The following is a 24,702-nucleotide window of genomic DNA, read 5'->3' on the forward strand; positions in this document are numbered from 1 at the left end:
AAAGAAGATGTCCCTGACGCTGCACCCCGTGGCGCTGGCCGTGCTGGCAGGCGTGGTTTTGAGCGGCTGTGCTCCCCTGGTGCCGGAACTGCCGGCACCGCTGCCGGTGCCCCGCGCAACCACGGCCGCGGCCCCTCAGGCCGATGCCAGCGCGCGCGCCGGCACGCGGGTCACGCCAGGCCCCAAGGCGCCTGAGGTGGAAGGGCCGCGTCTGGCCGTGGAAGCGCCTGCGGCGCAGCCGGCGGACGAGACCATGGCCGCTGTGCATTTGCAGCAGGTGGCTTTGCCGACGTTCATTCAGGTCGTGTACGCCGACGTGCTGAAGAAAAACGTCAGCGTCGATCCGACCGTGACGGCGCGCCCGGATCTGGTCACATTCAAGACTGGGCCGGGCCAGACGGCGGCGCAGATCGAGACGGCCGTGCGGATGCTGCTAAAGAGCTATGGCTTGTCCGTGGTGGAGGTGGCGGGCCTCGTGCGCGTGGTGCCCGACAACGCCAGCCAAGGCGACTTGCCCGGCATCCGCTTCGGTGCGGCCATGCCGGAGGTGCCGCCTTCGCTGCGCCCGGTGTTCCAGCTGATCCCGCTGGAGGCGGTGCGGCAGGTCGACGTGACCGGCTGGTTGCGCACGCTGTTCGGGGATCGCATCAAGGTGCAGGAAGACTCGACGCGCAATGCAGTGCTGATCAGCGGCAACCCGGACAACGTGAAGGCGGCCGTGGAAGCCTTGATGGTGTTGGATCAACCCACCTTGAAAGGCCGCACCAGCCTGACCCTGACGCCGGCGTTCTGGTCGGCCGACGAACTCGCCCGCCGCTTGGCCGAAGTGCTGTCTGCTGAAGGGTATGCCGTGCACCCGGTGGGGTCACAGGTCACATCGGGTGGCGTGCGCAGCCCCATCATCCTGCTGCCGGTGTCCAGCCTGAACCAGGTGTTCGTGTTCGCTGCGGGCGAGAAGGTGGCCAGCCATGTGGCGGAGTGGGCCCGGTCGCTGGACCGCCCGAACGAGCGCGGCGTGGGCAAGAACATGTTCACCTACGCGGTGAAGCACAAGGACGCCGAGCAGTTGGCCGGCACGCTGGAGCGCGTGTTGGGCGGCACGGGCTCCAACGCAGCGGCCGCCGCTGCGGCGGCTGGGGGCACAGCGACGGCGGCCACCAACCGATCCAGCAACGTGGTGGTGGACAAGGCCAGCAACACGCTGATCTTCCAGGTGAACCCGGAAGAATTCGGCCAGATCTCTGCGTTGTTGCAAAGCCTGGACAAGCCCACCAAGTCGGCCCTGATCGAAGTGACCGTGGCTGAGTTGAAGCTGGAAGACGGCGCCCAAGTGGGCGTGCAGTGGCTGACCAGCCACCTCGAAGCCAAGGGCGGCTACACCGCCTCGGCGAGCAGTGGGTCTGGCAGCACGGGCGGTCTCAACATCCAGGTGTTGAACGGCCTGAAAACGCCACGCGTCGCCATCGACGCACTGGCCAGCAACTCGCGGGCCACCATCCTGTCCAGCCCGCGGCTCATGGCGCGCAACGGGGAGACGGCCACCATCCAGGTCGGCGACGAAGTGCCCGTGCTCAGCCAGCAGCTGGGTACTACCAGCACCTCGGGCGGTACCACCGGCAACCTGTTGGCCACCTACCAATACCGCTCCACCGGCGTCATTCTGAAGATCAAGCCGGTGATCCATTCCGGCGACCAGATCGACATCGACCTGTCGCAGGAAGTGAGCCAGCCGGTGCAAACCACGGCCGGCAACACCACCATGCCGACCATCTCCACCCGCAAGGTGGAGAGCAAGCTGACGCTGCGCAATGGCTCGACCATGCTGCTGGCGGGCTTGATCGACGGTACCTCATCCGACGGCAACGGCGGCGTGCCGGTGCTCAAGGACATTCCGCTGTTGGGCAGCTTGTTCCGCAACCAGACGGTCAAAAAGTCCCGGCGCGAAATGATCATCCTGATCACGCCCTACATCGCCAACGACTCGACCGAGGCCGAGGCGATCACCGACAGCTTCCGCAAGGCGCTGGGCGACTGGGCTCGCACCACCGTGCCGGCTCCGGGCGCTGCGGCGTCCGCGCCCAAGCCATGAGCGAGATGCCCGTGGCCCCCCGCCGCATCGGCGAGTTGCTGCTCGCCCGCGAGCAGATTCGCGCCGATGACCTGAACGCAGCCCTGCGCTTCCAGGCGGAGCAGGGCGGGCGGCTGGGGGCGGTGTTGCTGCGCATGGGCGCCGTGACGGCCGAGCGCTTGTACGCGGCGTTGTCGGACCAGCTCGGCCTGGGCTGGCGCCGTTTCGAGGATCTGGACGAGGGCGCGCTGCGCCTGGCTCTGAAAGACCTGGCTCCGGTGGCCGGCCACCTGCTGCGCATGGGCCTGCTGCCCTGGCGCGATGAGAACGGCTGGCAACTGGCCTGCGCCGACCCGCTGGAGCCCGAGCTGCGCGAGTTCGCGCAGCAGCACGCCGACTTGAAGTCGGCCGTGTGGTGGCTGATGGCGCCAGACGACGCCGAGCGTTGGGTGCAGCGACTGCAGCAGGGTGACTTGACCGTCCAAACGCTGGACGAACGCGCCTTGCGCGAGCTGGCGGAAGACGCACCGGTCATCGCTTGGGTCAACAACCTGATCGCGCAGGCCGTCGAGTCGCGCGCGTCGGACATCCACCTGGAGCCGGGCGAGCGCGAGTTCGAGGTGCGCCTGCGCATCGACGGGCAACTGCACACCCGGTTGTCGCTGGGCATGGATCGCTACCCGGCGGTGGCCTCCCGCATCAAGCTGATTGCCGGGGTGGACATCGCCGAGCGCCGATTGCCTCAGGACGGCCGGATCTCCACGCGCGCCGCGGGCGCTGAGATGGATGTGCGGGTGTCGTCCATTCCGGCGGTGTACGGCGAATCCATCGTGATGCGGTTGTTGCCCAAGAAGCGCGCCGATTTGTCGCTGGAGCGCCTGGGCCTGCGCCCGTCGCAGCTGCAGCAGTTCAAGCGCTGGCTGGGGCTGGCTAACGGTTTGGTGTTGGTGACGGGTCCGACCGGTGCGGGCAAGAGCACCACGCTGTACTCGGCGCTGGCCGCCACCAACGACCAATCGCGCAAGATCCTGACGGTGGAAGACCCGGTGGAATTCCGGCTGCCGCAGGTCATCCAGGTGCAGGCGCAGCCGGAGATCGGCTACACCTTTGCGCGGGCCCTGCGCGCCTTCCTGCGGCACGACCCGGACATCATCATGGTCGGCGAAATCCGTGACCGCGAGACGGCCGAAATCGCCATCCAGTCCGCCCTGACCGGTCACCTGGTGCTGGCCACGCTGCACACCAACGACGCACCTTCGGCCGTGACCCGGCTGGTGGACATGGGCGTGGAGCCCTTCCTCGTGGGCGCTTCGCTGCGGGCCGTGATGGCCCAGCGCCTGGTGCGACGGCTGTGCGAATCCTGCGCAGTGCCGACCGACGACGCGCCCGCCCTGGGCGAGGCGGAATTGGCTGCGGCTCTGGCCGACGCGCGCGCGGAGACCGATGCGCCGGGCGATCTGCCGCGCTGGCGTCGGCCGGTGGGCTGCCCGGCCTGCCAGAACACCGGCTTCAAGGGGCGGGTGGGCATCTACGAGATGCTGGACGTGGGCAGCGAGATGCAGCACGCGATTGCGCGAGAAGTTGGCCTGCCGGAGTTGGTGGCCATGGCCCGCCAAACGGGCTACCGCTCGCTCGCCCAGGAGGGTGCGTTGAAGGTGGTGCAAGGCGCCACGACGCTGGATGAAGTGCTGCGCGCCACCGGCACCGCAGAGAGCTGATGCGCTTCGATTACGCCGCACGCGACGCCGCTGGGCAACCGCACAGCGGCCAACTGGAGGCCACGGACGCCGCCGACGCCATGGCCCGCTTGGCCGCACAGGGCATGACGCCCGTCAGCCTGCGCGCCCGCACGGCAACGCCGGCGCGCGCCGCCGTGCGCGGCAAGATCAAGCTGGCCGACCAGGTGGTGCTGTTGCGCGAACTTGCCACCTTGCTCACCGCCGGCGTCACCCTGGGCGACGCGTTGCCCAGCCTGGTGCAAGCCTACGAAGGACAGCCGCTGGGCGGGCCGTTGGCGCAGATGGAGTCCACCGTGCGCGGCGGCGGCAAGCTGTCGGATGCATTGCGCATCGAGGCCCTGCGCATGCCGGTCTACGTCATCGCCCTGGCACAAGCCGGCGAGGCCAGTGGTGACATCGCCCGGGCGCTGCAGGAGTCAGCCGAGCAGTTGGAGCTCAGCCGCAAGGCGCAGGAAGACCTGCGCAGCGCGCTCATCTACCCCAGCGTGCTGGTGGGGGCGGGCTCGCTCGCGGTGTTTTTCATCTTCGTGGGCGTGGTGCCGCGGTTTGCCAACCTCATCAAGGGCAGCCGGCAGGTGCCGGAGCTGTCGCGCTGGGTGATCGAGTCGGGCGTGTACGTGCGGGGCCACTTGTGGGAGTCGCTGCTCATCCTGGCCGCCTTGGTGGCTGTGGCGGTGACCGCGCTTTCGCGCGAGGCCACACGGCAAGCAGTGCTGCAGGCCCTTCAACGCGTGCCGGTGGTGGGCCCGTGGCTGGTGCAGGCCGAGATCGGCCGTTGGGCCACCGTGCTGGGCAGCTTGCTGGACAACCGCGTGCCCATCCTCACCGCCATGGAACTGGCGCAGGGCGTGGTGCGGCTGAACCTGTTGCGCTTGGGCCTGGAGCGTGCCACCAAGGGGCTGCAGCAAGGGCACACGCTGAGTGCAGGCCTGGAGACGCAGGCCTGGTTCCCGCGCACACGGTTGAACCTGATCCGCGTGGGCGAGCGCTCGGGGGAGTTGCCCAAGATGCTGCTGGCCTTGGGACACAGCCAACGCGACGCCGCCGCGCTGCTTCAGCGCCGCATGCTGGGGCTGATCGAGCCGATCGCGATCCTGCTCATCGGCGCCGTCATCGGCGTGGTGATGGTGGCCGTGATGATGGCCATCACCAGCTTCGACACGCTGGTGTGATCAGCGGCGCTGGGCGGCGTCCAGCGCCGCCACGCCGGCCGCCGCGACGGCTGGAACGGGCGTGTCGTAGCGCTCGATTCGACCTTGCCGGGTGCGGCCCAGCGCGGCTTGCAACGCCGCCGGGTCGGTCAGTTCCAGCTGCAGTTGGGCCAGGGCGTGCTGCACCGTGCCCTGCGGATCGCGCGCCAGGTCGGCTTGATCGACGGTGACCCAGCGGTCCGCCGGCACAGTGGCCTGCAGGGACGCCAGCACGTGCGCGCACTGCTGCAGGGCCGTGCCCAGGAATGCGTCCAACCCGTCCGCCGCGCCTGTGCTGAGCCGGTGCTCGGCAAACATCGCCTGCCACATCTTGCGGTTGGAATGGAACACGGTGGCTGCATCGCGGGCCATCCACACCACCTGGGCTTGAGGAAACCGCTGCAGCAACGCGGGCAGGCGGAAGCTGTGGTTGGGGGACTTCAGGATCAGGCGCCGGCCCGGTTGGCCGGCACTGGCCAGCACACCCGCCATGAAGCGCTCAAAACGCGGCAGCCAGTCGGCCGTGTTTGCCTGCCAATGTGCGGGGTCCAGCGTGTGCAGCAGTTCCGGCAGGCGCTCCGGCATCAGGAAGCCCCGGTAGGCCGAGTCCACGCCCAGGGTCAGCAGCGCGAATTCGTCTTCCTGCGGGGACAGGGCGCTGATTTCCAGACCGTCCATGGGCCGCGCCACACCGCTGCGTGCGGGCGGTGCCGGCAGCAACTGAAACGCCGTGGCGTTCATGCACTGCCAGGTCAGCGGTGTGGGCCAGCTGGTGGCGGCGGTGAGCAACTCGTGCATCACCGTCGTGCCACTGCGCCAGGGGCCGACGATGAACAGCGGGGCTTGCAGCGGCGCCGCATCGGCCACGCGCCCTTCGCTGAGCTTGCGGTTCAACGAGGCCCAGGCCGAGCGCCAGCGCAGCTGGGCCCGTGTCCCGAGGCTCAGCTGGCGCCACCGTCGGTCGGCGCGCAGCCATGCTAGCGCGGGGGCATCGAGGGTGTGCAGAGGGCTGTGGGTCACGGGGTGTCGAACAGGCGGGTGCGCCGCTGCTCGGCTGCGGCAAGTTGCTGCGTGAGCAAGCCCCGCAGGCGGGCTGTGGTGGCCGGGTCGCTGGCGCTCAGGTCGTGCAGTTCGTCGGGGTCGGTGTCGAGCCGGTAGAGCGTCGCGCGGTCCCGTGCCAGGTCCAGCACCAGCTTGAATGCGCCGTCGACAACCACGTACTGGCCCGACGCGAGTCGTTGGAAGCGGCTCTGCCGTTCCATGGCCATGGCGTACACCGGCGCGGGCGTCCAGTCTTGCCCCAACAGCGCGGGCTTGAGGCTGTGGCCGTCGGCATGGGCCGGCACGGGCAGGCTCAGCAGGTCTGCAAGCGTGGGCACGACATCAGCCAGGCTCACCGGGGCCTGGATGCGTTGCCCCTGCTGCTGGCCGGGGCGTTTGATGACCAGCGGCACGCGCAGCACCCCTTCATTCATGACATCGCCCGCGTGACCCATCATGCCGTGGGCGAACGACTCCCCGTGGTCTGACGACACCACCACCAGCGCTCGGTCGAGGCGCCCTTGCTGCCGCAGTTGATCGAGGAATCGGCCCAGGGCAGCGTCCGCGGCCATGATGGATTCCCGGTAACGCAGGCGGTGTTTGTCGATCAGCGGCTGCTCGCTCGGGGTGAACGGGCCCATGCCCCGCATCTGGGCCCAGCGGTCCAGCTCGCCCGCGGGCAACAGCCGGTACTTGAACTCCGGTGTGGCGAGGTAGGGGTCGTGCGGAGGCAGTGTGTGCACCCACAGAAACGTCGGCTTGCGGGTGGACGCCAGGCGCTCCAGCGCCGCGGCATAGCTCAGTTCCGCCGGGAAGGGGCTGTGCTCGGCGAAGCGATAGACGTCCAGGGTGTCCAGGAATGGAACCAGTCCGGACAGCCAAAAAGGGAGCGTGGTGTCTGGCAGGGCGGTGAGGGCCAGCCGCGGCTTCAGACCCCACGAGGGCGAGGGTGAGACCGTGTCGGAGTCATACCCGCCGAAGCTGCCATGGTGGCGTGGGCTGGCCATCAGGTTGGCGCTGATGGCGTGCGCTTCCCAGCCGTGGGTGCGCAGTGTCTGGGCCAGCGTGTGCGGTTGCACGTCCGGCGCCATCTTGGCCACGATTTGCACGCCCCAGTGGGTCCAGGGCAGCGCCCCGGTTTCCAGTGTGGCGGTGCCGGGGGTCGTGAAGTTGGCACTGCTGTAGGCGCGGTCGAAGCAACTCGCTTGCTGGGCCAACTCGCGCAGCCGAGGCATCAAGGTGGGGCTGGTGCCACATACGTTGGCGTCGATGGCGGCCAGGGTGTCGATGGTGATCAGGAACACATCCGGCTGTTCGGTGCGGGCATCGGCCGCCGTGTCGACCGGCACGACGGGCGCGGGCCGCAGCAGCCGCGGTGGGGCCACGGCCACCCACAGCACGGCCAGCACCAGGGCCACGGCCGTCGGACCGGTCAAACCCATGAGCGTGCGCACGGTCGCACCCAACGCAGTACGCCAACGGCCGCCTCGCAAGCCCACGACCGCAATCCCGATCAACACGGCCGCGAAGATCACGCGCATCGGCGCATTGAGAGCCAGCGAGGTTTGCGTGACGGCGCGCAGCCAGGCCCAACTTGCCGAACCGAATTGCCACACGCACACCCAAGCGACTGGCGTGAGCGCGATGGCCCAGCCCCCATGCTGGGCGGCGGCATTGCTCGCGCCCAGTCGCTTGAGCACGCCGCATACGGTCAGGCCCAAGCTCGCGAGCAGCGCAGCAGGCAGTGTCAGCACCAGCAGGGCGAGGGCCAGGTCGTGCAGCAGTGCTGTCGGGCGCAGGAACCCGAGAAAGGCGTCGACTTGCTTCAGCAGGGCCCAGGGCATCCACAACACGGCCAAGGCGGCGTGCGTGGTGCTGAAGCACCGCCAGAAGGTGAGCGAAGGCAATGGGAGCGCCGGTGACGCCGGCGTCGCAGGCACCGGGTTGATGCTCATTCCGGGTTGCGCCGACCCGTGAGTTTGTGCCAGGTGCGGCGTGCCCAGTCGGCGATCCAGCGCCGCAGGAACAGCCACCCGCCCACCACGGCGGCCACGACGGGCGCGAGCATCTGGAACAGCAGCCCGCCAGCGTTGGGGTCGATGTAGGCGAAGGCAGGCGACATGGCGCCCAGCCACAACACAAGAACGAGCGGAAGACGTTGTTGCCAGGAACGCTTGGAAGGCATGACGTGGCTGGCCCGGTGGCGCTGAAGGAGGGGCTGCATTCTATCGGCCGGCCCTTGGGGCGCCTCCTAGAATCCTGGGCTGCCATTTGCTGCGGCCGCCATCTTGCGCCTTGCCCGACATTCCATCTACAACTTGCTGGGCATGGGCCTGCCGCTGCTGCTGGGGGTGGTGGCCATGCCGGCTCTGGTGCGCTTGCTGGGCTTGGAACGGTTTGGCTGGCTCACGTTGCTTTGGGGGCTGGTGAGTTACCTGAGTCTGTTTGACCTTGGGCTCCCGCGCGTGCTCACGCAGTCGCTGGCCCCGGCGCTGGAGCGGCGCGATTGGCCCGAATCGGGCCGCATTCTGGGCAGTGCAGCCGTGCTGGTGTTGGCACTCGGCGTGGCCGTGGGGGGCGTGCTGTGGCTCTTGGCGCCGTGGATCGCCGAGCGGTTGGCCGCGGGCGCGGAGGCGCAGCGGTTGATGGTGGCGTTTCGCTGGATGGCCTGGGCATTGCCCCTGTCGCTGTTGACGACAGCGCTGCGAGGCGCGTTGGAGGCGTGCGGGGCGTTCCGAAGCCTGAACCTGGTGCGGCTGCCGCTGGGCCTGTGGACCTTTGCGGGTCCTTGGGCTGTGGCCGAATGGGTGGGGCCCGATCTGGGTTGGATTGCGGCCGCGCTGGCGGCCGGCCGGGCTCTGGCGTTAGCCGCCCACCTGCCCTTGGCCCGGCGCGCCTTGCGCCCGGTTTCGGGGTTGTGGCAATGGGACGGGGCACGCGCACTGCCGATGCTGAAAGCGGGAGGGTGGCTCACGGTGGGCAACCTGGTGAGTCCGTTGATGGGGTACGCCGACCGTTTCATGCTGGCGGTGCTGCTGTCGGGTGCGGCGGCGGGTTTTTATGCGGCGCCGCAGGAATTGGTGACCAAGCTGTGGATCATCCCGGGCGCCGTGACCGGTGTGCTGTTGCCCGAGTTCGCGCGGCAACGTCACGCGGGTGCCGGTGGCTGGATGCTGTTCCGCCGCGCAACTGCGGCCGTGGGCCTGGTGTTGCTGCCGTTCACGCTCGGGCTGGCGTTGTTTGCACGCGAGTTGCTTGGAGTTTGGTTGGGGCCGGAATTTGCCGAGCACAGTGGCGGCGTGCTGATGCTGTTTGCCTTGGGCATCCAGATCAACGGGCCGGCCCATGTGGCGCTCACTTGGCTGCATGCCGGGGGGCGCTATCGCGCGCCTGCGGTGCTGCAGGTGCTGCAATTGCCGTTGTTCGTGCTGCTGGTCTGGGCGATGGCGACCTCATGGGGGCTGACCGGCGCGGCCTGTGCTTGGTTGATTCGCATGGTGTTCGACACGGCGTGCCTGTTGGCCTTGTGCAGCATGGAGCAGCGTGAGCGACCCGGCTGGCCGATGACCCTGGCGGGGGCTGGCGTCGCGATGTTGTTCGGCATCGCGCTGATGGAGCCTTCATGGGTGTTGCGCCTGGCCGTGTGGTGCTTGGCCGGCGTTGGCGCGGTGGGCGCTGCGTGGCAAATGACCAGGCGCGGCGTTTTTCGGGCGCGAGCCTTGGAGGTTCAATCTTGACGACGGATGCTGCCTCGAGATGGCCGCGTGTGAGCCTGGTGACGCCGGCGTACAACCAGGGCGAGTTCCTAGAAGCCGCGATGCGCAGCGTGCTGGAGCAGGACTATCCGGACCTGGAATACGTCGTGGTCGACGATGGGTCGACCGACGACAGCCTGGCGGTGGCACAGCGCGTGGCTGCAGACTACCCGGGCCGCGTGCGGGTGCTGACGCAACCGAACGCTGGGCAGGCGCTCACCCTGAACCGGGCCTGGGCGGCGACGACCGGCGAGTTGCTGGGGTACTTGAGCTCTGACGATGTGCTGCTTCCGGGCGCCATTCGGCAGCTGGTGGCTGCGCTGCAGGCACGCCCGCAGGCGGTGCTTGTGTATGCGGATTTCTGGCTGATCGACCCGGCCGGCGCGCGGCTGCGGGTGGCCGTCGCACCGGAGTTTGACCGCCGCGCGATGTTGGAGGATTTGGTCTGCGCACCCGGCGTGGGCGCGATCTTTCGGCGCGAAGTGTTCGATCGCACCGGGGGCTGGGACCCGGAGCGCCGCCAAGTGCCTGACTTCGAGTTTTGGCTGCGAGCCGTGGAGTGCGGCGATTTCACGCGGCTGGACGCCTGCCTGTCGGAGTACCGCATCCACGAAGGCTCGGCGTCCTACCGGCGAATGCCGCTGGCGAGGGCCGAGGAGATCGTGGCCGTGGTTCGCAAACATTGGGTCCGAGCGGCCACGCGGAGCGAGGTGTCGCCAGGCCTCGTGCGCCGTTCCGTGGCGCGGGCGCTGGCCCTTGCGGGCAAGAATCACGCCCAATCGGGCCGCCCGTGGCTGGCCCTGCAGCGTTACGGCGAGGCATTTCGGATGCGGCCGGGCCTGCTGTTGGAGGCCGCGACGTGGCGGCAGGTGTTGGTGGGTTTTTTGCGCCGGGCGTACTTCGGGCGGCGCGTGAAGGACGGGATTCAATGAACGGTCAGAAGCTGCTGGTGCTGGGCGCCAACGGGATGCTCGGGCACGTGGTGCTGCGATGGTTTGCAGCAGTGCCCGGCTGCCAGGTGGTCGGCACGGTGCGTTCTGGCGCCGCGGCCGCCGAGTTGCGCCGGCGCGTGCCGCAGGCGGAGTTGATCGACGGGTTCGATGCGGCCCGTTTGAGCAGCCTGCGGGCCTTGTTCGAGCAGGTGCGGCCCGATGTGGTGATCAATTGCATCGGTGTCGTCAAGCAACTGGCGGGTGCCGATGACCCGAGCCAGGCCATTCCGATCAATGCCTTGCTGCCCCACCGTCTGGCGCGTCTGTGCGAAGCCCACGGTGCGCGGTTGGTGCACATCAGCACCGACTGCGTCTTCTCCGGCAATCGTGGCCACTACAGCGAAACCGACGACGCGGATGCGATCGACCTGTATGGCCGCAGCAAGCTCATGGGTGAGGTGGTGGCGCCACACGCCGTCACCTTGCGCACGTCCATCATCGGCCACGAGATGTCGTCGGCACACGCGCTGCTGGGGTGGTTCCTGTCGCAGCGCGGGGTTGTGCCGGGCTACAGCAATGCAATCTTTTCTGCTTTGCCGACCGTGGAGTTGGCGCGCGTGATTGAGAAGCACGTGCTGGCCCGGCCGGAGCTGTCGGGCATCCACCATGTGGCTGGCCCCACCATCAACAAGTACGAACTGCTTCGAATGGTGGCCCGCGTGTATGGCAGCGACAGCCAGGTGGAGCCCGTGCAGACGTTGGTGATCGACCGTTCGCTCAATGGAGAGCGATTCCAGCAGTTGACGGGTTATGTGCCGCCGCCGTGGACGGAGCTGTTGGAGTCCATGCGCTCGTTCGGCTGAGCCAACTGCCGCAACAGGGCCCGCAAGTCATTGGCGGGCTTGGCGTCCGCCAGTCTGGCGCGAACCCACGCGTGACAGCGGCGTCGTTGGGCTTGCCACGCCTCGTCAGACATGGCGGCATGGCGGGCCAGCGCCTCGCGGAACGCCGGCAGGTCGTCCAGCGCCAAATCGTGGCCCACGCCTTGGGAGGTCAGGTCCCTCCAAGGGGTTCGGTCACTGATCAGCACCGGGCATCCCGCAGCCAGTGCTTCGGCAATGACGTAGCCGTGGTTTTCGCCCAGGCTTGGCAGGAAGAGCAGGTCGGCTTGTTTGAACTGATGCGCCACGGCCTGCGGTGGCACCGGCCCGCGGTACACCACGCGAACCTGCGGAGGAAGTTGGGTGATGTGGCTTTGGCATCGAGCCCAGTAGGCCGCATCGCCGATCGGACCCACGATGGACAACTCGACCGGGTGCAGCACGCCAGCCAGCACCTCGAGCACGCCGGCCAGGTTCTTGACCGGGTCGATGCGGGACACGAACAGCACCCGCAGCGGCCCTGGGGCGCGCGTCATGCCATCTGGCATGTCAGCCGGTGCGTTGGGCAGGTCTGCCACCTCCGCGATGGACGTGCAGCCAAAACGAGTGCGCAAGGCCTGCGCTTCCTCGTTACTGGTGGCTTGCCACGTGAGGCCCCGCCACAGCCCCAGCACCTGCATGAAGCCCAAGTAGGACCGCTTGAGGCGGGCTCGTTGGGCGAGGGCTCCGGGCATCAATTCGCCTCGCGGCGCCAGCAGCCAAGCGGCTCTTCGGGTGGCCAGGCCCAAGCGTCGAAGCAGCAGCGGCCAAAGTGCCAGGTCCGGCGCCATCACGCTGTTGGCGTACACCACATCCCAAGGCTCGCGCAGTTCGCGGGCCAGGGCCACAAGGCCCCGCCAGCCGGACGGCAGGTGGTGGATGCGGGTGCCGGTCGCGGCCTCGGCGTCTCGGCAAGCCTGCGGGAGGAACGCTTGCGTCTGGCCGAGGTCGTGGTTGCGGGCCAGTACCGTGAACTCAAAATCGTCACGCAGTTGCTGCAGCACCTGGAGCACCGCGGTGACAGAGCCGCCGCCCTGCTCGGCGGGCAGGAAGTACGGGGTGAGCACGAGCACCCGAACGCGCGTGGGCGCGCAGGCGGCGCTGGAGGGCTGCGCTTGAGCCGTCAGGCCCGCAGGGTGTGCAGCCATTGTTCAAGCTGGCTGATGAGGCGCACGCGGTCGAACTCCTGGCGTGCGTAGGCGCGGGCGCGTTGGCCCATGGCGTCTCGGGCTTCGGCGGGCAGTGCCGCCATGGCCAACGCCTGCTGGGCCAGCGCGGCGCCGTGTCCGGCGGGCGCCACCAGGCCTGCGCCGGCTTCGGTGATGACGCGCGCACCTTCGCCGTCGAGCATCGCGAGAATCGGGCGCCCGGCAGAGAGGTAGGCGGACACCTTCCCTGGAATCGTCATGGCAAAGATGGGCTCGGCCCTGAGGGAGACGAGCAGGGCATCGGCGCCTTTGAAGAACGCCGGCATGCGCTCGAGCGGATGGCGCCCCAGCATGAAGACGGTGGACTGCAGGCCCCGTCGTTCGATCTCGGCGTGCAGCCATTCGGCCTGACGGCCGTCACCGACCAGCAGCCAATGCAGGTCCGGGCGATGGCGGGTGGCCTCAGCGGCTTCCAGCAGGGCCGGAAAGTCCTGCGCATCGCCCAGGTTGCCGGCAAACATCAGCTTGAAGTGCCCGTCATGGGCTGCCACTTCCGGAGCGACGTCGACGGCATCCAGGTCGCCATCGAACGCGGCTTCGCCCCATTGCGGAAAGTACCGCGTCTTCTCCGGCGCGCGGGACCACCGCTCGATGGCTGGGAAGAAGCCTTTGGATTGGGCCAGGATCAGGTCGCAGCGCTGGTAGATGAAGCGCACCAACGCGCCCACGGCGTTCAGGCCGCGTTCGCTTTTGACCATGCCCACGGCCGAGAGCGTGTCGGGCCAGAGGTCGAGCACCCACAGCAGCAGCGGTGCGCGCTTGACGCGGCGCAGCAGCACGGCGGGCAAGGCCGAGGTGATGGGTGAGGTTTCAAAGCAGAAGATGGCGTCGAACGCGCGGCCGCGCAACTTCCACGGGCCGAGCAGGCAGCCCCAGAAGACGAAGCTCCAGTAGTTCAACAGCAGCCGCAGAGAACCCTTGCCGCGCGGGCGCAGCGGCAGGCGGATGACCTCGGCGCCGTGGTACTTGGCAAAGGCGGCCGGGTCGGCGGCGTAGTCGTCGAACACGGTGCCGCCCGGATAGTTCGGGCGGCCGGTCAGCACGGTCACCTCGTGGCCGCGCGCGCGCAGTTCCGAGACGATCTCGTTGACGCGAAACATCTCAGGCCAGAAGTACTGGCTGACAACGAGAACGCGCATCCTCAGTCGTACTGGCGCCAGACGACGCGCTTCACGTAGTCGGTGTAGCTGTGGATGATGCGCACGACCTTGTCCGACACGTTGGGCATGCTGTAGTCGGCCACCAGGCGCAGGTCACGCGCGTCGCCGCGCGCCTGGGTTTCCAGCAGGGCCAGGCCTTGGCGCACGCGGTCGACCGACAGGCCCGTCATCATCACGGAGGCTTCCTCCATGCCCTCGGGCCGCTCGTGGGCCTCGCGCAGGTTCAGTGCGGGGAAATTGAGGATGGAGGACTCTTCGGTGATGGTGCCGCTGTCGGACAGCACGGCGCGAGCCGACGCCTGCAGGCGCACGTAGTCGAGGAAGCCCAGCGGCTTCATCAGGCGCACGCCGGCGTGGAAGCGGATGCCTTCGGCGTCGATGCGCTTTTGCGTGCGCGGGTGTGTGGAGACGATGACGGGCAGGCCGTGGTCCTCAGCCACCGCATTGAGCACCTGCACCAGCTTGCCGAAGGTGCGTGGGGACTCGATGTTCTCTTCGCGGTGGGCGCTGACGACGAAGTAGCCGTGCTCGCTCAGGCCCAGGCGCTGCAGCACGTCCGACGCGTCGATGCCGGCGCGGTAGTGGTTCAGCACCTCGAACATCGGGCTGCCGGTCTTGATGACGTGATCGGGCGGCAGGCCCTCGCGCAGCAGGTAGTCACGCGCGATGGTGCTGTAGGTGAGGTTGATGTCGGCCGTGTGGTCGACGATGCGGCGGTTGGTTTCCTCGGGCACGCGCATGTCGAAGCAGCGGTTGCCGGCTTCCATGTGGAAGATGGGAATCTTGCGCCGCTTGGCCGCGATGACCGACAGGCAGGAGTTGGTGTCGCCCAGCACCAGCAGGGCCTCGGGCTTCTCGGCCTCCAGCACCGTGTCGATGCCGGCAATGATGTTGCCGATGGTTTGCGCGGCACCACCTTGGGCGGCATTGAGGAAGTGGGCCGGCTTGCGCACGCCCAGGTCGTCGAAGAAGACCTGGTTGAGTTCGTAGTCGTAGTTCTGGCCGGTGTGCACGAGCACGTGCTCGCAGTGTTCGTCCAGCGCGGCCATCACGCGTGAGAGGCGGATGATTTCCGGGCGGGTGCCGACGACGGTCAGCACCTTCAGTTTCTTGAGGCTCATGGCTTGACCTTCATGGCAGTGGTGTCGGGGCGGGCGCGGTCGAAGACCTCGTTGGCCCAGAGCATGACGATGAGTTCGTCGTCGCCGATGTTGGTGATGTTGTGGGTCCAGCCGGGAATGGTCTCGACGATCTGGGCCTCTCCGCCGCGGGTGACGATCTCGTGCACGTCGCCGCTGTCGATGTGCCGGAACCCGAAATGCGCGGTGCCTTTGATGACGAGGAACTTCTCGGTCTTGGTGTGGTGGTAGTGCTCGCCACGCGTGATGCCGGGGCCGGCCGTGAAGTAGCTGAACTGGCCACAGTCCGGCGTCTTGAGCATCTCCACGAACACGCCGCGTGGGTCGGCATGGCGCGGCACGCTGTAGGCAAAGGCTTCAGGCGGCAGGTAGCTCACGTAGGTGGCGTACAGCGCGCGCGTGAGGCCTGTGCCCACGCGATCGGTCATCAGGCCGTCGCGCGTGGCGCGGAAGCCCTGCAGCGTGGCCGCCAGTTCACCCACCGTGGTGTCGTAGGTGGGCTCGATGTCCACGAAGCCCGAGGCCGGCGGCGTGGGGCCCAGCAAGGCGAGCATGCGGTCGATGACGTCGTCGATGTAGACCAGGCGCAGCGCGGCCGACGGGTCGTTGATGGTGACGGGGAGGTCACGCGCGATGTTGTGGCAGAAGGTGGCCACCACCGAGTTGTAGTTCGGGCGGCACCATTTGCCGAACACGTTGGTCAGCCGGAAGATGTAGACCGGGATGCGGCACTGGCGCTCGTAGTGCAGCAGCGCGTCTTCCGCGGCGCGCTTGCTGCGGCCGTAGATGTTGTCCAGCGTGGCCTGCGTGGAGGACGCGAAGGCGATACCGGGCCGGGAGCCCGGCAGGCTGCCGAGGATGGACACCAGGCGCAGGCTGAAGTCGGCGTTGCCGTCGTCGAACTCGATCGGGTCCTGCGGGCGGTTGACGCCGGCGAGGTGGAAGACGAAGTCCAACCCGGTCAGTTGCTCGATCAGCGCGGCGTCGTCACATTGATGCGAGATCAGGCGCAGGTCGGTGTGGCCGGCCTCGCGCAGCCGCCACTGCAGGTTGCGCCCGACAAAGCCCGAGGCGCCGGTGATGCCGATCTTCATGGCTCAGTCTTCCGCGGTGACGTTGGACTCGCCGGCGGCGATGCGCCGCATGAAGTCGAGCTTCATCAGCAGCGTGGTCATGCCCGGCACGTCCAGTCGCTCGGTGTTGTGGGAGGTGTAGTCCTCGGCGTCCTGGATGCGGGCTTCGCCTTGCTCCACGTACTTGGTGTAGTTGAGGTCGCGCCCGTCCGGCGGGATGCGGTAGTAGCCGCCGAGGTCTTCGGCGCAGGCGCGTTCCTCGCGGCTGAGCAGGGCTTCATACAGCTTCTCGCCGTGGCGGGTGCCGATCTCCTTGATCGGGTGCTCCGGGCAGCCCAGCACGCCCAGCACCGATTCGGCCAGCACGCGGATGGTGGCCGCTGGGGCCTTCTGCACAAAGATGTCGCCGTTGCGGCCGTGTTCAAACGCGTACAGCACCAACTCCACCGCGTCGTCCAGCGTCATCATGAAACGCGTCATGGCGGGGTCGGTCAGCGTGATGGGCTTGCCGGCGCGCACCTGGTCCACGAACAGCGGAATCACCGAGCCGCGTGAGGCCATGACGTTGCCGTAGCGCGTGCCGCAGATGACCGTGCGCGTGCCTTCCAGGTTGCGCGAGGCCGCCACCATCACCTTCTCCATCATGGCCTTGGAGATGCCCATGGCGTTGATGGGGTAGACGGCTTTGTCGGTGGACAGGCACACCACGCGCTGCACGCCGGCCTGGATGGCGGCTTCCAGCACGTTCTCGGTGCCCAATACGTTGGTGCGCACGGCCTCCATCGGATGGAACTCGCAGGACGGCACTTGCTTGAGTGCGGCCGCGTGGAAGCAGTAGTCCACGCCGCGCATCGCGCCGGCCACGGCGCGGGGGTCGCGCACGTCGCCGATGTAGAACTTGAGTTTGGGATGCGCATACTTCTTGCGCATGTCGTCCTGCTTCTTCTCGTCGCGGCTGAGGATGCGAATCTCGCGCAGGCCGGAGTCCAGGAAGCGGCGCAGCACGGCGTTGCCGAAGCTGCCGGTGCCGCCGGTGATGAGCAGGGTCTTGTCGTCGAACATGGTTAGCGGGGCAGGGCAGCGGCGAAGAGCGCGTCTTTCTGAGCCGGCTGCGGGTAGTTGATGAGCACGGCGCGGTACTGGCCCTTGAAGACGAACAGGCTGCCGGCGGCACAGCCCACCACGCCACAGGTCTTGATCAGGGCCTCGATGTCGGCCAGCGAGCCGGCGCCGCCGAGCACGCTCATGGGGATGCGGATGGCGGCACGCACCTGGCGGGCGAGTTCCAGGTCGTAGCCCTTCATCACGCCGTCGCGATCCACCGAGTTCAGCACGATTTCGCCGGCGCCTTGAGCCTGGCATTCCTTGGCGAATGCAACCGGGTCGAGCTTGTGCGCCTTGGTGGCGTTGTGGGTGCAGAGTTCGTAGCCGCTGGCGAAGAAGCCGGTCTTCTTGCGCACATCCAGCACCACCACGACGCTCTGGCCGCCCACGGCGTCGGCAATGCGGCGGATGACGGTGGGGTCCTCGATCGCGGCGCTGCTGATGCAGACCTTCTCGACGCCCAGTTCGATGATGCGCTTGGCCTGCTCGGGCGTGCGCACGCCGCCGCCATAGGCCAGTGGCATTCGGCACTCGGCGGCCAGGTCCTGGATGAGCTTGTAGTCGGGCTCGGCACCGTTGCGGGTGGCGTCGATGTCCAACACGACGAGTTCGTCGGATTCCTTCTCGTTGAAGATCTTGACCGCGTTGATCGGGTCGCCGACGTACTTCGGGTCTTTGAAGCCGACCGTCTTCACGAGGCCGCCCTCGTGCACCAGCAGGCAGGGGGTGATGCGGGGTCTCAGCATGACAACGCCCGCCCGGCCGCCCGAAGGGCGTTGAGCGCCCCCTCGGGGGGCATTGAACGGAGTGAACGTGGGGGCATCATGACTCCAGCTCCGCAAAGTTCTTCAGCAGGGCAGCGCCCCAGTGGTGGCTCTTCTCGGGGTGGGCCTGCATGCCGTAGATGCATCCCTTGCGCACCGACGCCGTGAACGACAGGCCGTATTCGGCGTGTGCGGCGGCGTGGGCAACGTCGCGGCACTCGAAGAAGTAGGAGTGCAGGAAATAGAAGCGCGCGTCCTGCTCCAGGCCTTTGAACAGCGGCGCATCGGGCAGCGGCTTCACGTCGTTCCAGCCCATGTGGGGCAGGGGCAGGGCGCCGGTCTTGCCGGTGCTGTCGAAGTGGCGCACGTCGCCCGGAATCCAGCCCAGGCCTGCGCATTGGCCTTCGTCGCTGCGGTCGGCCAGCATTTGCATGCCCACGCAGATGCCCAGCACCGGCACGTCGCCACGGGCGGCGATGCGGTCCAGCGGTTCGCGCAGGCCGGAGTCGTTCAGCCGCGTCATGGCGTCGTCAAACCCACCCACGCCGGGCAGGATGACGTGCGTGGCATCTTCGATCTCGGCCGCCGTGGTGGCAAAGCGGGTGGCGATGTTCATGCGCTTGTACATCGTGGCCAGCGCCCCGATGTTGCCCACGCCGTAGCTGACGATGGTGATCATCGAATGATGGCCCGCTGGATGCCCAGACCGCGCAGCACCTTGGTGCCCAGGTCAATGAGCGCCATGTCGTTGGCGTAGTCCTTGTAGGTCTTGTTCGGACCGCGGTGCAGTTCTTGCAACTCGGCAATCGACAGGCCCAGCTTGGTGGCGATGTACTCGAAGTCGTGCGCGAGCGTCTCTTCGTCGTAGGCCGGAATGGCAATCTTGGCCAGGGCTTCTTCGCGCTGGAGCTGGCCGGTCAGGATGAGGCTGGAGAAGTGGGCGCGGCGCTTGTCGTAGCCGAACTTGCTGGGCAGCCAGTAGCCTTCATAGAAGCGGGTGAAGCGCGACTCGTAGTGCTTGTGGGCGTATTTCTGCCAGCCGTACTTGGCCACCAGCTCGTCCATCGCCGCTTCCTTGAAGAAGGGCACGTTGTTGAGCGGCTTCACCACCTGCACGCCCTTGAAGAAGCGGTAATAGATCTTGAAGCGGAAGATGCCAGCCAGCGGGAACTTCTTGAGCGGGCGCGTGCCGAAGCGGCGGTGGATGTCCTTCAGCTGCCGCACGTCGGACGCGTGGTAGTGCCACTCCAGCGGCTCGCGCACGCACTCGGTGGAGTAGTTGGCGCCCGTCAGGATGTACTTGGCGTTGTGTTTGGCCGCGAAGTTGTACAGGCCTGCGAAGAAGGCATGGTCTTGCGGCGTGTCCAGGTGTGGCACCTGGGCCTTGAAGAAGGCCAACTGCAGGTCGCGCATTTCGGGCCAGTCCACCACTTCGGTGAAGAGGTCCAGCCCCAGCCCGTCCACCAGTTTCTCGATGTTGTTGACCGCCTGCTGTGAGTTCCAACCGGCGTCTACGTGGTACAGCAGCGGCCGCAGGCCGAACTTCTCTTTGGCGAGGTAGGTCACGTAGGAGCTGTCCACGCCGCCGGACAGGCCGATCAGGCAGTCATGGTCGCGGCCCTTGCCGTCGCGCTTGATCTGCTCCACCTGGGCCATGATTTCGCGCTCACCGCGCTCGTCGGTGTGCCAGTTGGGCAGGATGTTGCGGTGGTAGTTGTTGCAGTAGTCGCACCAGCCACGCTCATCGAACACGATGCCCGAGTCGGACGTGTCCATGATGCAGTTGGAGCAGATTTGGTAGGGGCGTTTGGACATGGTGCGCAGAAGGGTCGCAGGCCAGGGGGTCAGCTTCGCGGGGGGGCGAAGGTCTCCAGCAGGCTGGCAAGGGAAAAATTGTAGGTGGCGACTCTGAAGCGTTCGTCAGCGAGTGCGCGGTTGTGCTGTCCCTGGGCCCGGAGCCGGCTGGGGTCGGTCAAACAGGTGCGCAGTGCCTGCGCGACGGCGGCGGGCGACTGCTTCTCCACGGCCAACCCACAGGCCCCGGGTTCGAAGACGTCGAAGATGCCGCTGTGGTCGGTGGTGATGACGGCGCAGCCGGAGGCAAAAGCTTCCAGGATGCTGATGGGCTGACCCTCGTAGGGATAGTAGGTGGGCAGGCAGAACACATGCGCCTTGGCCAGCAAATCTGCCTTGGCCGCGCCGCCGACCACCCCGTGGTACTGCAGGCCCGCATGCGGGGCGATGCGTGCTTTGAACGAGGCTTCGTCTTCCGGGTTTTCAAATGCACCGGCAAAGTCGATGCGCAGTTGCCTGCGCTCCTCGTCGCTGAGCAGTTCAAAGGCGGCCAACAGCTCCAGGTACCCCTTGCCCGGGATCAAGTTGCTGAGGTACAGGAGTCGCAGCGGCGCGACCTGCGCGAACTTGCGATCGATATCGGCAGGAGGCAGGAAGAACGCGTCTTGGGCGAAATTCGGGATCAGGTGAATCCGCCGCGGTGGGGGCAGGGCTTGAAAGATGTCGAGATGACGCTCGCCCAGCAAGATGATGCCGCCCAACTTGCGCAGGAACCATTGGTTGATGCGCGACAGCAGCGGGCGGTCGTGCATCAACACTCGCATGCCGGCCCCGCCGTGCAGGTGAATGACCATGCGTGACAGGTGAGGCAGGCAGGCCAAGTAGATGGCCATGTCCTTGAGATTGCCCGCCACGGATTCGGCGATCGTGAAGTAGATGACATCCGCCCGTCGAGCGCTGCGAAACGCGCGCCACGCGTAGTGCAGGGATTGGAGGCCGCGGTGCAGCGAACCCTGCCCGCTCTTCAGGCTGGGTTTGTTGATGTTGATGACCGAGATGTCGTGGTGCGGTGCAAGCGCATCGAAGAGCACCTTGCAGGCCAGCGATTGACCGGTGACCGGTTCCGGCAGTGGAGCGATGAAAAGGATCTTCATGGGGCCAGACATTCAACGAACCGCTCGGCCATGGTCCGGGTGTTGTAGTCCTGGTGGACGCGCGCCAGGCATGCCGCAGATTGGGCCGAGCGCAGCGCGGGCTGATCCAGCACCGCTTGGAGCGCCCGCGCCAGTCCGTCGACGTCATCTTCGGGGTACAGCACCCCGTGCTCGCCATCGCGCATGGCCGCGAACTCGGGGCCATGGGTCAGCGCGTTGCTGTGCGTCACCACGGGCAGTCCATAACCAAAGGCGTGCAGCAATGACAAGCCGATGGCGCCCGGGTGCACCAAGGCCTGCGCCGACAGAAACCACGGCGCCAAGCGGTCCTCGCCGTGCATGGCACCCAGCCACCGCACGTGGGCCTGAAGGCCGCGCTCGGCGACCTGGTGCTGAAGCGCCTCCCGCGCCGCGCCGTCACCGATGACGCACCACAGCAGATGCGGGCGCTCGGCGGCGAGGCGCGCGACGACTTCGACCACTTGCTCGAACTTGTTCTTGTGTTCCAGCCGCGCGGAACTGAGCACGATCTGACGTCCGTCGAGACCAGCCTCGCCCTGCCAATGCCGCAGGCGGGAGGCGTCCCAGGCCTGGGATGCGGCGTCAATCGCGTCTTGGTTCAGCCCGTTGTTGATGGCGTGCAAATGCGGCGTCGTGAAGCCGAGTTGGCGCAGCAGGCTGACCTCGGCATCGGAGTACACCAGCAGCCGGTCAAAGGCGCGCGTCCATGCCAGCCGAAGGCGCTGCCGGCCGGGATGGTTGCGAAAGGACTGCACCATGGTCCAGAGCACCACACGCTTTCCGCATAGCCGGAGCCACGTCGCCAGCAGCGCGAATGCGAGGTAGCGCGGGTTTCCTTCGACGAACACGGTGTCGTAGTCGCGGGCCAACTGCCGCCAGGGCAGCGACGACCACACCAGCGTTTCTCCGCGGATAAAGCGGGCGGGGCGCACTTGGACGTGTGGCGCGAACTGCTCGTGAATGGACTTCAGGCTGCTGCCCTCCGGGGGAAGGTGGCAGTAGATGGTCAGGTCGATGTCGTCCCGTGCCGTGAGTCGGCGGTAGAGGTCCTCGCGGTAGTGCGTGAGGAAATTGATCACCACGGCGACGCGCTGGCGAGTCGCCGGTGAGCGGGTGGGTTTGTTCGGCTCGGGGTGCTGCATTCAGAGGCCCGGCCGTAAGTGTGCGAAGCGGTATTCCATGCCCAGGTCGATCAGGTAGAGCGTGGCCATCTGAACCACCAGGAGTTCCATGAAGGTCGGCAGCGGCAACTGCAGGTGGTGGGCGATGCCCACAACAGCCAGCGTGGTGACTGCGCGTGCGCCATGCCACCCCATTTGGTACTTCCATCGCCCCGTGACCAGGCAGGAGCGCTCCAACGGCGTGCTGACAAACGCGCACAGTGCGGGCAGCGCCATCCACGGGGCCAGGGCGCCTGCGGGCTCCCACTGGGCGCCGAAGAGGAAGGGATAGGCCCAAGGGGACAAGATGGCGATCGCGGCGTAGACCGGCACCCCGATCAGGGTCAGCCGCGATGCGGTTTGCCGCCACAGTGGCGCGAAGCCCTCGCCATCGGCCCATTGTTTGGCGGCGCGTTGGTAGAAGACTTGGCCAATCGCCGTGCCGATCAGACTCGCGGGCAGGAAGATGGTCATGGCCACCAGGTTGAATTGGCCCAGTTGGCTGTCGCCGTACGCCGCCGAAATGAACAGGATGGGCGCCATGCCGGTCACAGTGCCGCTCAGATGGGACATCACCATCGAGAACGACAGGTGCCGGTGCGCGTGGGCGACCGACTGCAGCGGCTGCCAGGCGGTGCGGCGCCAGCTGGGGCGCGGCAGGACTTGACCCCACTGGAATGCGTTGGAAGCACGAAGCACGAGCAGTTTGGCGAGTGCGCCAAATCCGGTGGTCAGCAAGATGCCGGCCGTGCCGACATGCATCAAGGCCGCCAGCGCGCCAAAGCCGATGAAGCCGCTTTTGGCCGCCACCTCACCCATGCCTGAGCTCTTGAAGTGGCCCAAACGCTGAACGAGGTGCTGCACGGCCATCGACACCGAAATCAGCGCGGCGGTGGCCGGCGTCAGCCACAGCCACGCCGCCCACCGGGAGGCTCCGCCCGCCGTGGCTTCTGACCCGGGCCACAGCGCCACGACGAGCAGCACCAGGGGCGTGAACACAGCGGTGCCCACTGCAGCCAAGGCGACCACCCACTTCACCAGCGAGAAGGCCTCTTGGTCAGCCCGCGGCAGTTGCACGAGGTATTCGTACCGCAAGGTCATGACGCCCGCGAAGAACATGGCGAACTGCAGGAACACCGCTTGGGCGGCCATGTCGGCCGGGGTGTAGAGCCGTGTCAGGACGGGCAGGCCCAGAATGCCAATGGCCTGGGCCAGGGTGTTGCCCATCGCTTGCCAGCGAACATCCCTCCAGAATGTGGCGATGCTCATGCCGCGGTGCGTTTGCTTGCGGCCGCGAGGTGCGCAAGTCGCATGTGCCGCGCGCACAACCCCAAGGTGATCGGCAGCAGGTACTGAGTGAACGGCTTGGCCGCAAATGAAAGCAGCAGGGTGGACACGGTGAACAGGAACAGTTGCTGCAGCGTGGGATCGTGGCGGATGGATCGCCGCTGCGTCCACAGGTGAAAGACGGGCAGGCTCTGCAGCAACAGGAACGCGATGAAGCCCAAAGCGCCCAGGTCAACCCAAGCCGACAAATAGCTGTGGATGTATTCGCCGCCGAGGTAGCTGCCCATGCGCCCGGTCCAGGGGTGCTGAAGGATGGTGGCCAGCCCGTCTTCGAGCATCTTCTTACGGTCCAGAACCGAGAGGTCTTCCTCGTACTCCGTGAAGATCGTGATCACCCGGTAGTCCTGCAATTCGTCTTGAAAGACGAGGAACACGACAACGAAGATGCCGATGGCGATGAGGAACCCTTGGACCAACCGCCACTTGGAGCGGGCCTGGAGGAACTCCAGCGCGATGAAGGCCACCAGCGCCGCCGCGAATTCCGAGCGCGCACCGTTCAGGAACAACGCCACGAACGCGAGCAAGTAGGTGAGGGCGCGCAGTTTCGGCCGGTCAGCCAGCAGCGCCACCAGGGTCACCAGCGTGACCCAGTACGCGAAGGCGTAGCCCTGGTAGGTGATCAAGCTGTTCTGCACACCGTAGGACTCCAGCGCCGCACTGATGAAGCCGCCATTGAGCGCGTTGTTGATGACCATGCCAGTCATCGCCGCAATCAGCACCAACAGCAGGGTTGTTTGGCGCTGATGCAAGGGCGTGTACAGCGCCAGGAAGAACAGCGTGATGAACTGGGCGATCACCGTGGGGTGGGCTTCGGCGCTGTTGAGCATGTTGCGCGTGGACAGCTCCCACACCGTCACGCAGGCGTAGAACGCGAGGAAGGCGAACAAGGCCCGTTCGATGACCACCGGTTCGTCCGCCGAACGGTTCAGGGCAACGCGCATGTGCACGCCCAGCAGCAGCGGCAGGCTGATGAAGCAGATCGGCGTGGAATAGCCGGCCAGGAAGGCAGGCAGCACCCCGATCGTGACGGCGAAGTGGTAAATGAAGTACCCAGGAAACGTGACCAGGAACAGCCAGTAGAGGCTGTCGTGATCGCGGGCCGCGTCGATCGTCAACGAACCGGGCTTCACGCG

The 24,702-nt window shown here is 67.0% G+C and carries 21 protein-coding genes; 6 read left to right on the top strand and 15 right to left on the bottom strand.

What is annotated here, in order from left to right:
* Window positions 1–7 precede the first annotated feature (7 nt).
* From ACG01O_RS18890 to ACG01O_RS18900, 3 genes are read left to right on the top strand one after another with little or no spacing between them, the layout of a single operon-like run.
* On the top strand, window positions 8–2,089 hold the full coding sequence (locus ACG01O_RS18890) for a secretin N-terminal domain-containing protein (RefSeq protein ID WP_394386958.1): 2,082 nt from the start codon (window positions 8–10) through the stop codon (window positions 2,087–2,089).
* Complete coding sequence (locus ACG01O_RS18895) at window positions 2,086–3,786, top strand: GspE/PulE family protein (RefSeq protein WP_394386959.1); 1,701 nt, start codon at window positions 2,086–2,088, stop codon at window positions 3,784–3,786. The genes ACG01O_RS18890 and ACG01O_RS18895 overlap by 4 nt, the downstream gene beginning before the upstream one ends.
* Window positions 3,786–4,979, top strand: coding sequence for a type II secretion system F family protein (locus ACG01O_RS18900; RefSeq protein WP_394386960.1), 1,194 nt, complete (start codon window positions 3,786–3,788; stop codon window positions 4,977–4,979). The genes ACG01O_RS18895 and ACG01O_RS18900 overlap by 1 nt, the downstream gene beginning before the upstream one ends.
* On the opposite strand, the gene ACG01O_RS18905 is transcribed toward ACG01O_RS18900, so the two are convergent.
* From ACG01O_RS18905 to ACG01O_RS18915, 3 genes are read right to left on the bottom strand one after another with little or no spacing between them, the layout of a single operon-like run.
* Entirely contained in the window at window positions 4,980–6,017 is a 1,038-nt protein-coding gene (locus ACG01O_RS18905) for a sulfotransferase family protein (RefSeq protein ID WP_394386961.1), read from the bottom strand. It abuts the gene before it with no gap.
* Window positions 6,014–7,945: a sulfatase family protein gene (locus ACG01O_RS18910; protein WP_394386962.1), complete on the bottom strand. Its 1,932-nt coding sequence runs from the start codon at window positions 7,943–7,945 to the stop codon at window positions 6,014–6,016. The genes ACG01O_RS18905 and ACG01O_RS18910 overlap by 4 nt, the downstream gene beginning before the upstream one ends.
* A gap of 44 nt (window positions 7,946–7,989) precedes the next feature.
* Complete coding sequence (locus ACG01O_RS18915; protein ID WP_394386963.1) at window positions 7,990–8,160, bottom strand: hypothetical protein; 171 nt, start codon at window positions 8,158–8,160, stop codon at window positions 7,990–7,992.
* Between the two features lie 166 nt (window positions 8,161–8,326).
* On the opposite strand from ACG01O_RS18915, the gene ACG01O_RS18920 reads away from it, so the two are divergent.
* Genes ACG01O_RS18920 through ACG01O_RS18930 form a run of 3 tightly spaced genes read left to right on the top strand, consistent with a single transcriptional unit; the run spans window position 8,327 to window position 11,588 of the window.
* A complete protein-coding gene (locus tag ACG01O_RS18920; RefSeq protein ID WP_394386964.1) occupies window positions 8,327–9,775 on the top strand; it encodes a flippase in 1,449 nt (482 codons plus the stop codon).
* Between the two features lie 29 nt (window positions 9,776–9,804).
* Entirely contained in the window at window positions 9,805–10,725 is a 921-nt protein-coding gene (locus tag ACG01O_RS18925; protein WP_394386965.1) for a glycosyltransferase, read from the top strand.
* Window positions 10,722–11,588 (top strand): dTDP-4-dehydrorhamnose reductase family protein, encoded by an 867-nt coding sequence (locus ACG01O_RS18930; RefSeq protein WP_394386966.1) that lies wholly within the window; start codon window positions 10,722–10,724, stop codon window positions 11,586–11,588. The genes ACG01O_RS18925 and ACG01O_RS18930 overlap by 4 nt, the downstream gene beginning before the upstream one ends.
* Here the strand turns inward: ACG01O_RS18930 and ACG01O_RS18935 are convergent.
* The 12 genes from ACG01O_RS18935 to ACG01O_RS18990 form a co-directional block, all read right to left on the bottom strand.
* Entirely contained in the window at window positions 11,534–12,793 is a 1,260-nt protein-coding gene (locus ACG01O_RS18935) for a glycosyltransferase family 4 protein (protein ID WP_394386967.1), read from the bottom strand. The genes ACG01O_RS18930 and ACG01O_RS18935 overlap by 55 nt on opposite strands.
* Complete coding sequence (locus tag ACG01O_RS18940) at window positions 12,769–13,992, bottom strand: glycosyltransferase family 4 protein (RefSeq protein ID WP_394386968.1); 1,224 nt, start codon at window positions 13,990–13,992, stop codon at window positions 12,769–12,771. Before ACG01O_RS18940 ends, ACG01O_RS18935 begins: the two co-directional genes overlap by 25 nt.
* A gap of 2 nt (window positions 13,993–13,994) precedes the next feature.
* A complete protein-coding gene (gene wecB, locus ACG01O_RS18945) occupies window positions 13,995–15,134 on the bottom strand; it encodes a non-hydrolyzing UDP-N-acetylglucosamine 2-epimerase (protein ID WP_394386969.1) in 1,140 nt (379 codons plus the stop codon).
* On the bottom strand, window positions 15,131–16,246 hold the full coding sequence (wbjC, locus tag ACG01O_RS18950) for a UDP-2-acetamido-2,6-beta-L-arabino-hexul-4-ose reductase (RefSeq protein ID WP_394386970.1): 1,116 nt from the start codon (window positions 16,244–16,246) through the stop codon (window positions 15,131–15,133). Before wbjC ends, wecB begins: the two co-directional genes overlap by 4 nt.
* A 3-nt stretch (window positions 16,247–16,249) precedes the next feature.
* Entirely contained in the window at window positions 16,250–17,287 is a 1,038-nt protein-coding gene (locus tag ACG01O_RS18955) for a polysaccharide biosynthesis protein (protein WP_394386971.1), read from the bottom strand.
* Window positions 17,288–17,289: 2 nt separating this feature from the next.
* Window positions 17,290–18,075, bottom strand: a complete 786-nt coding sequence (locus ACG01O_RS18960) for an AglZ/HisF2 family acetamidino modification protein (protein ID WP_394386972.1) — start codon at window positions 18,073–18,075, stop codon at window positions 17,290–17,292.
* A gap of 76 nt (window positions 18,076–18,151) precedes the next feature.
* Window positions 18,152–18,772 (bottom strand): imidazole glycerol phosphate synthase subunit HisH, encoded by a 621-nt coding sequence (hisH, locus tag ACG01O_RS18965; protein WP_394386973.1) that lies wholly within the window; start codon window positions 18,770–18,772, stop codon window positions 18,152–18,154.
* On the bottom strand, window positions 18,769–19,908 hold the full coding sequence (locus tag ACG01O_RS18970; protein WP_394386974.1) for an N-acetyl sugar amidotransferase: 1,140 nt from the start codon (window positions 19,906–19,908) through the stop codon (window positions 18,769–18,771). Before ACG01O_RS18970 ends, hisH begins: the two co-directional genes overlap by 4 nt.
* A 29-nt stretch (window positions 19,909–19,937) precedes the next feature.
* Window positions 19,938–21,041, bottom strand: a complete 1,104-nt coding sequence (locus ACG01O_RS18975; protein WP_394386975.1) for a glycosyltransferase family 4 protein — start codon at window positions 21,039–21,041, stop codon at window positions 19,938–19,940.
* Window positions 21,038–22,204 carry a glycosyltransferase family 4 protein gene (locus tag ACG01O_RS18980; protein WP_394386976.1) on the bottom strand — a complete coding sequence of 389 codons (1,167 nt, stop codon included), beginning with the start codon at window positions 22,202–22,204 and terminating at the stop codon, window positions 21,038–21,040. Before ACG01O_RS18980 ends, ACG01O_RS18975 begins: the two co-directional genes overlap by 4 nt.
* A complete protein-coding gene (locus ACG01O_RS18985; RefSeq protein WP_394386977.1) occupies window positions 22,205–23,491 on the bottom strand; it encodes a lipopolysaccharide biosynthesis protein in 1,287 nt (428 codons plus the stop codon).
* Window positions 23,488–24,699, bottom strand: a complete 1,212-nt coding sequence (locus ACG01O_RS18990) for an O-antigen ligase family protein (protein ID WP_394386978.1) — start codon at window positions 24,697–24,699, stop codon at window positions 23,488–23,490. Before ACG01O_RS18990 ends, ACG01O_RS18985 begins: the two co-directional genes overlap by 4 nt.
* Window positions 24,700–24,702 lie beyond the last annotated feature (3 nt).

This window comes from Pelomonas baiyunensis, assembly GCF_043555935.1.
GTDB lineage: Bacteria > Pseudomonadota > Gammaproteobacteria > Burkholderiales > Burkholderiaceae_C > Pelomonas > Pelomonas baiyunensis.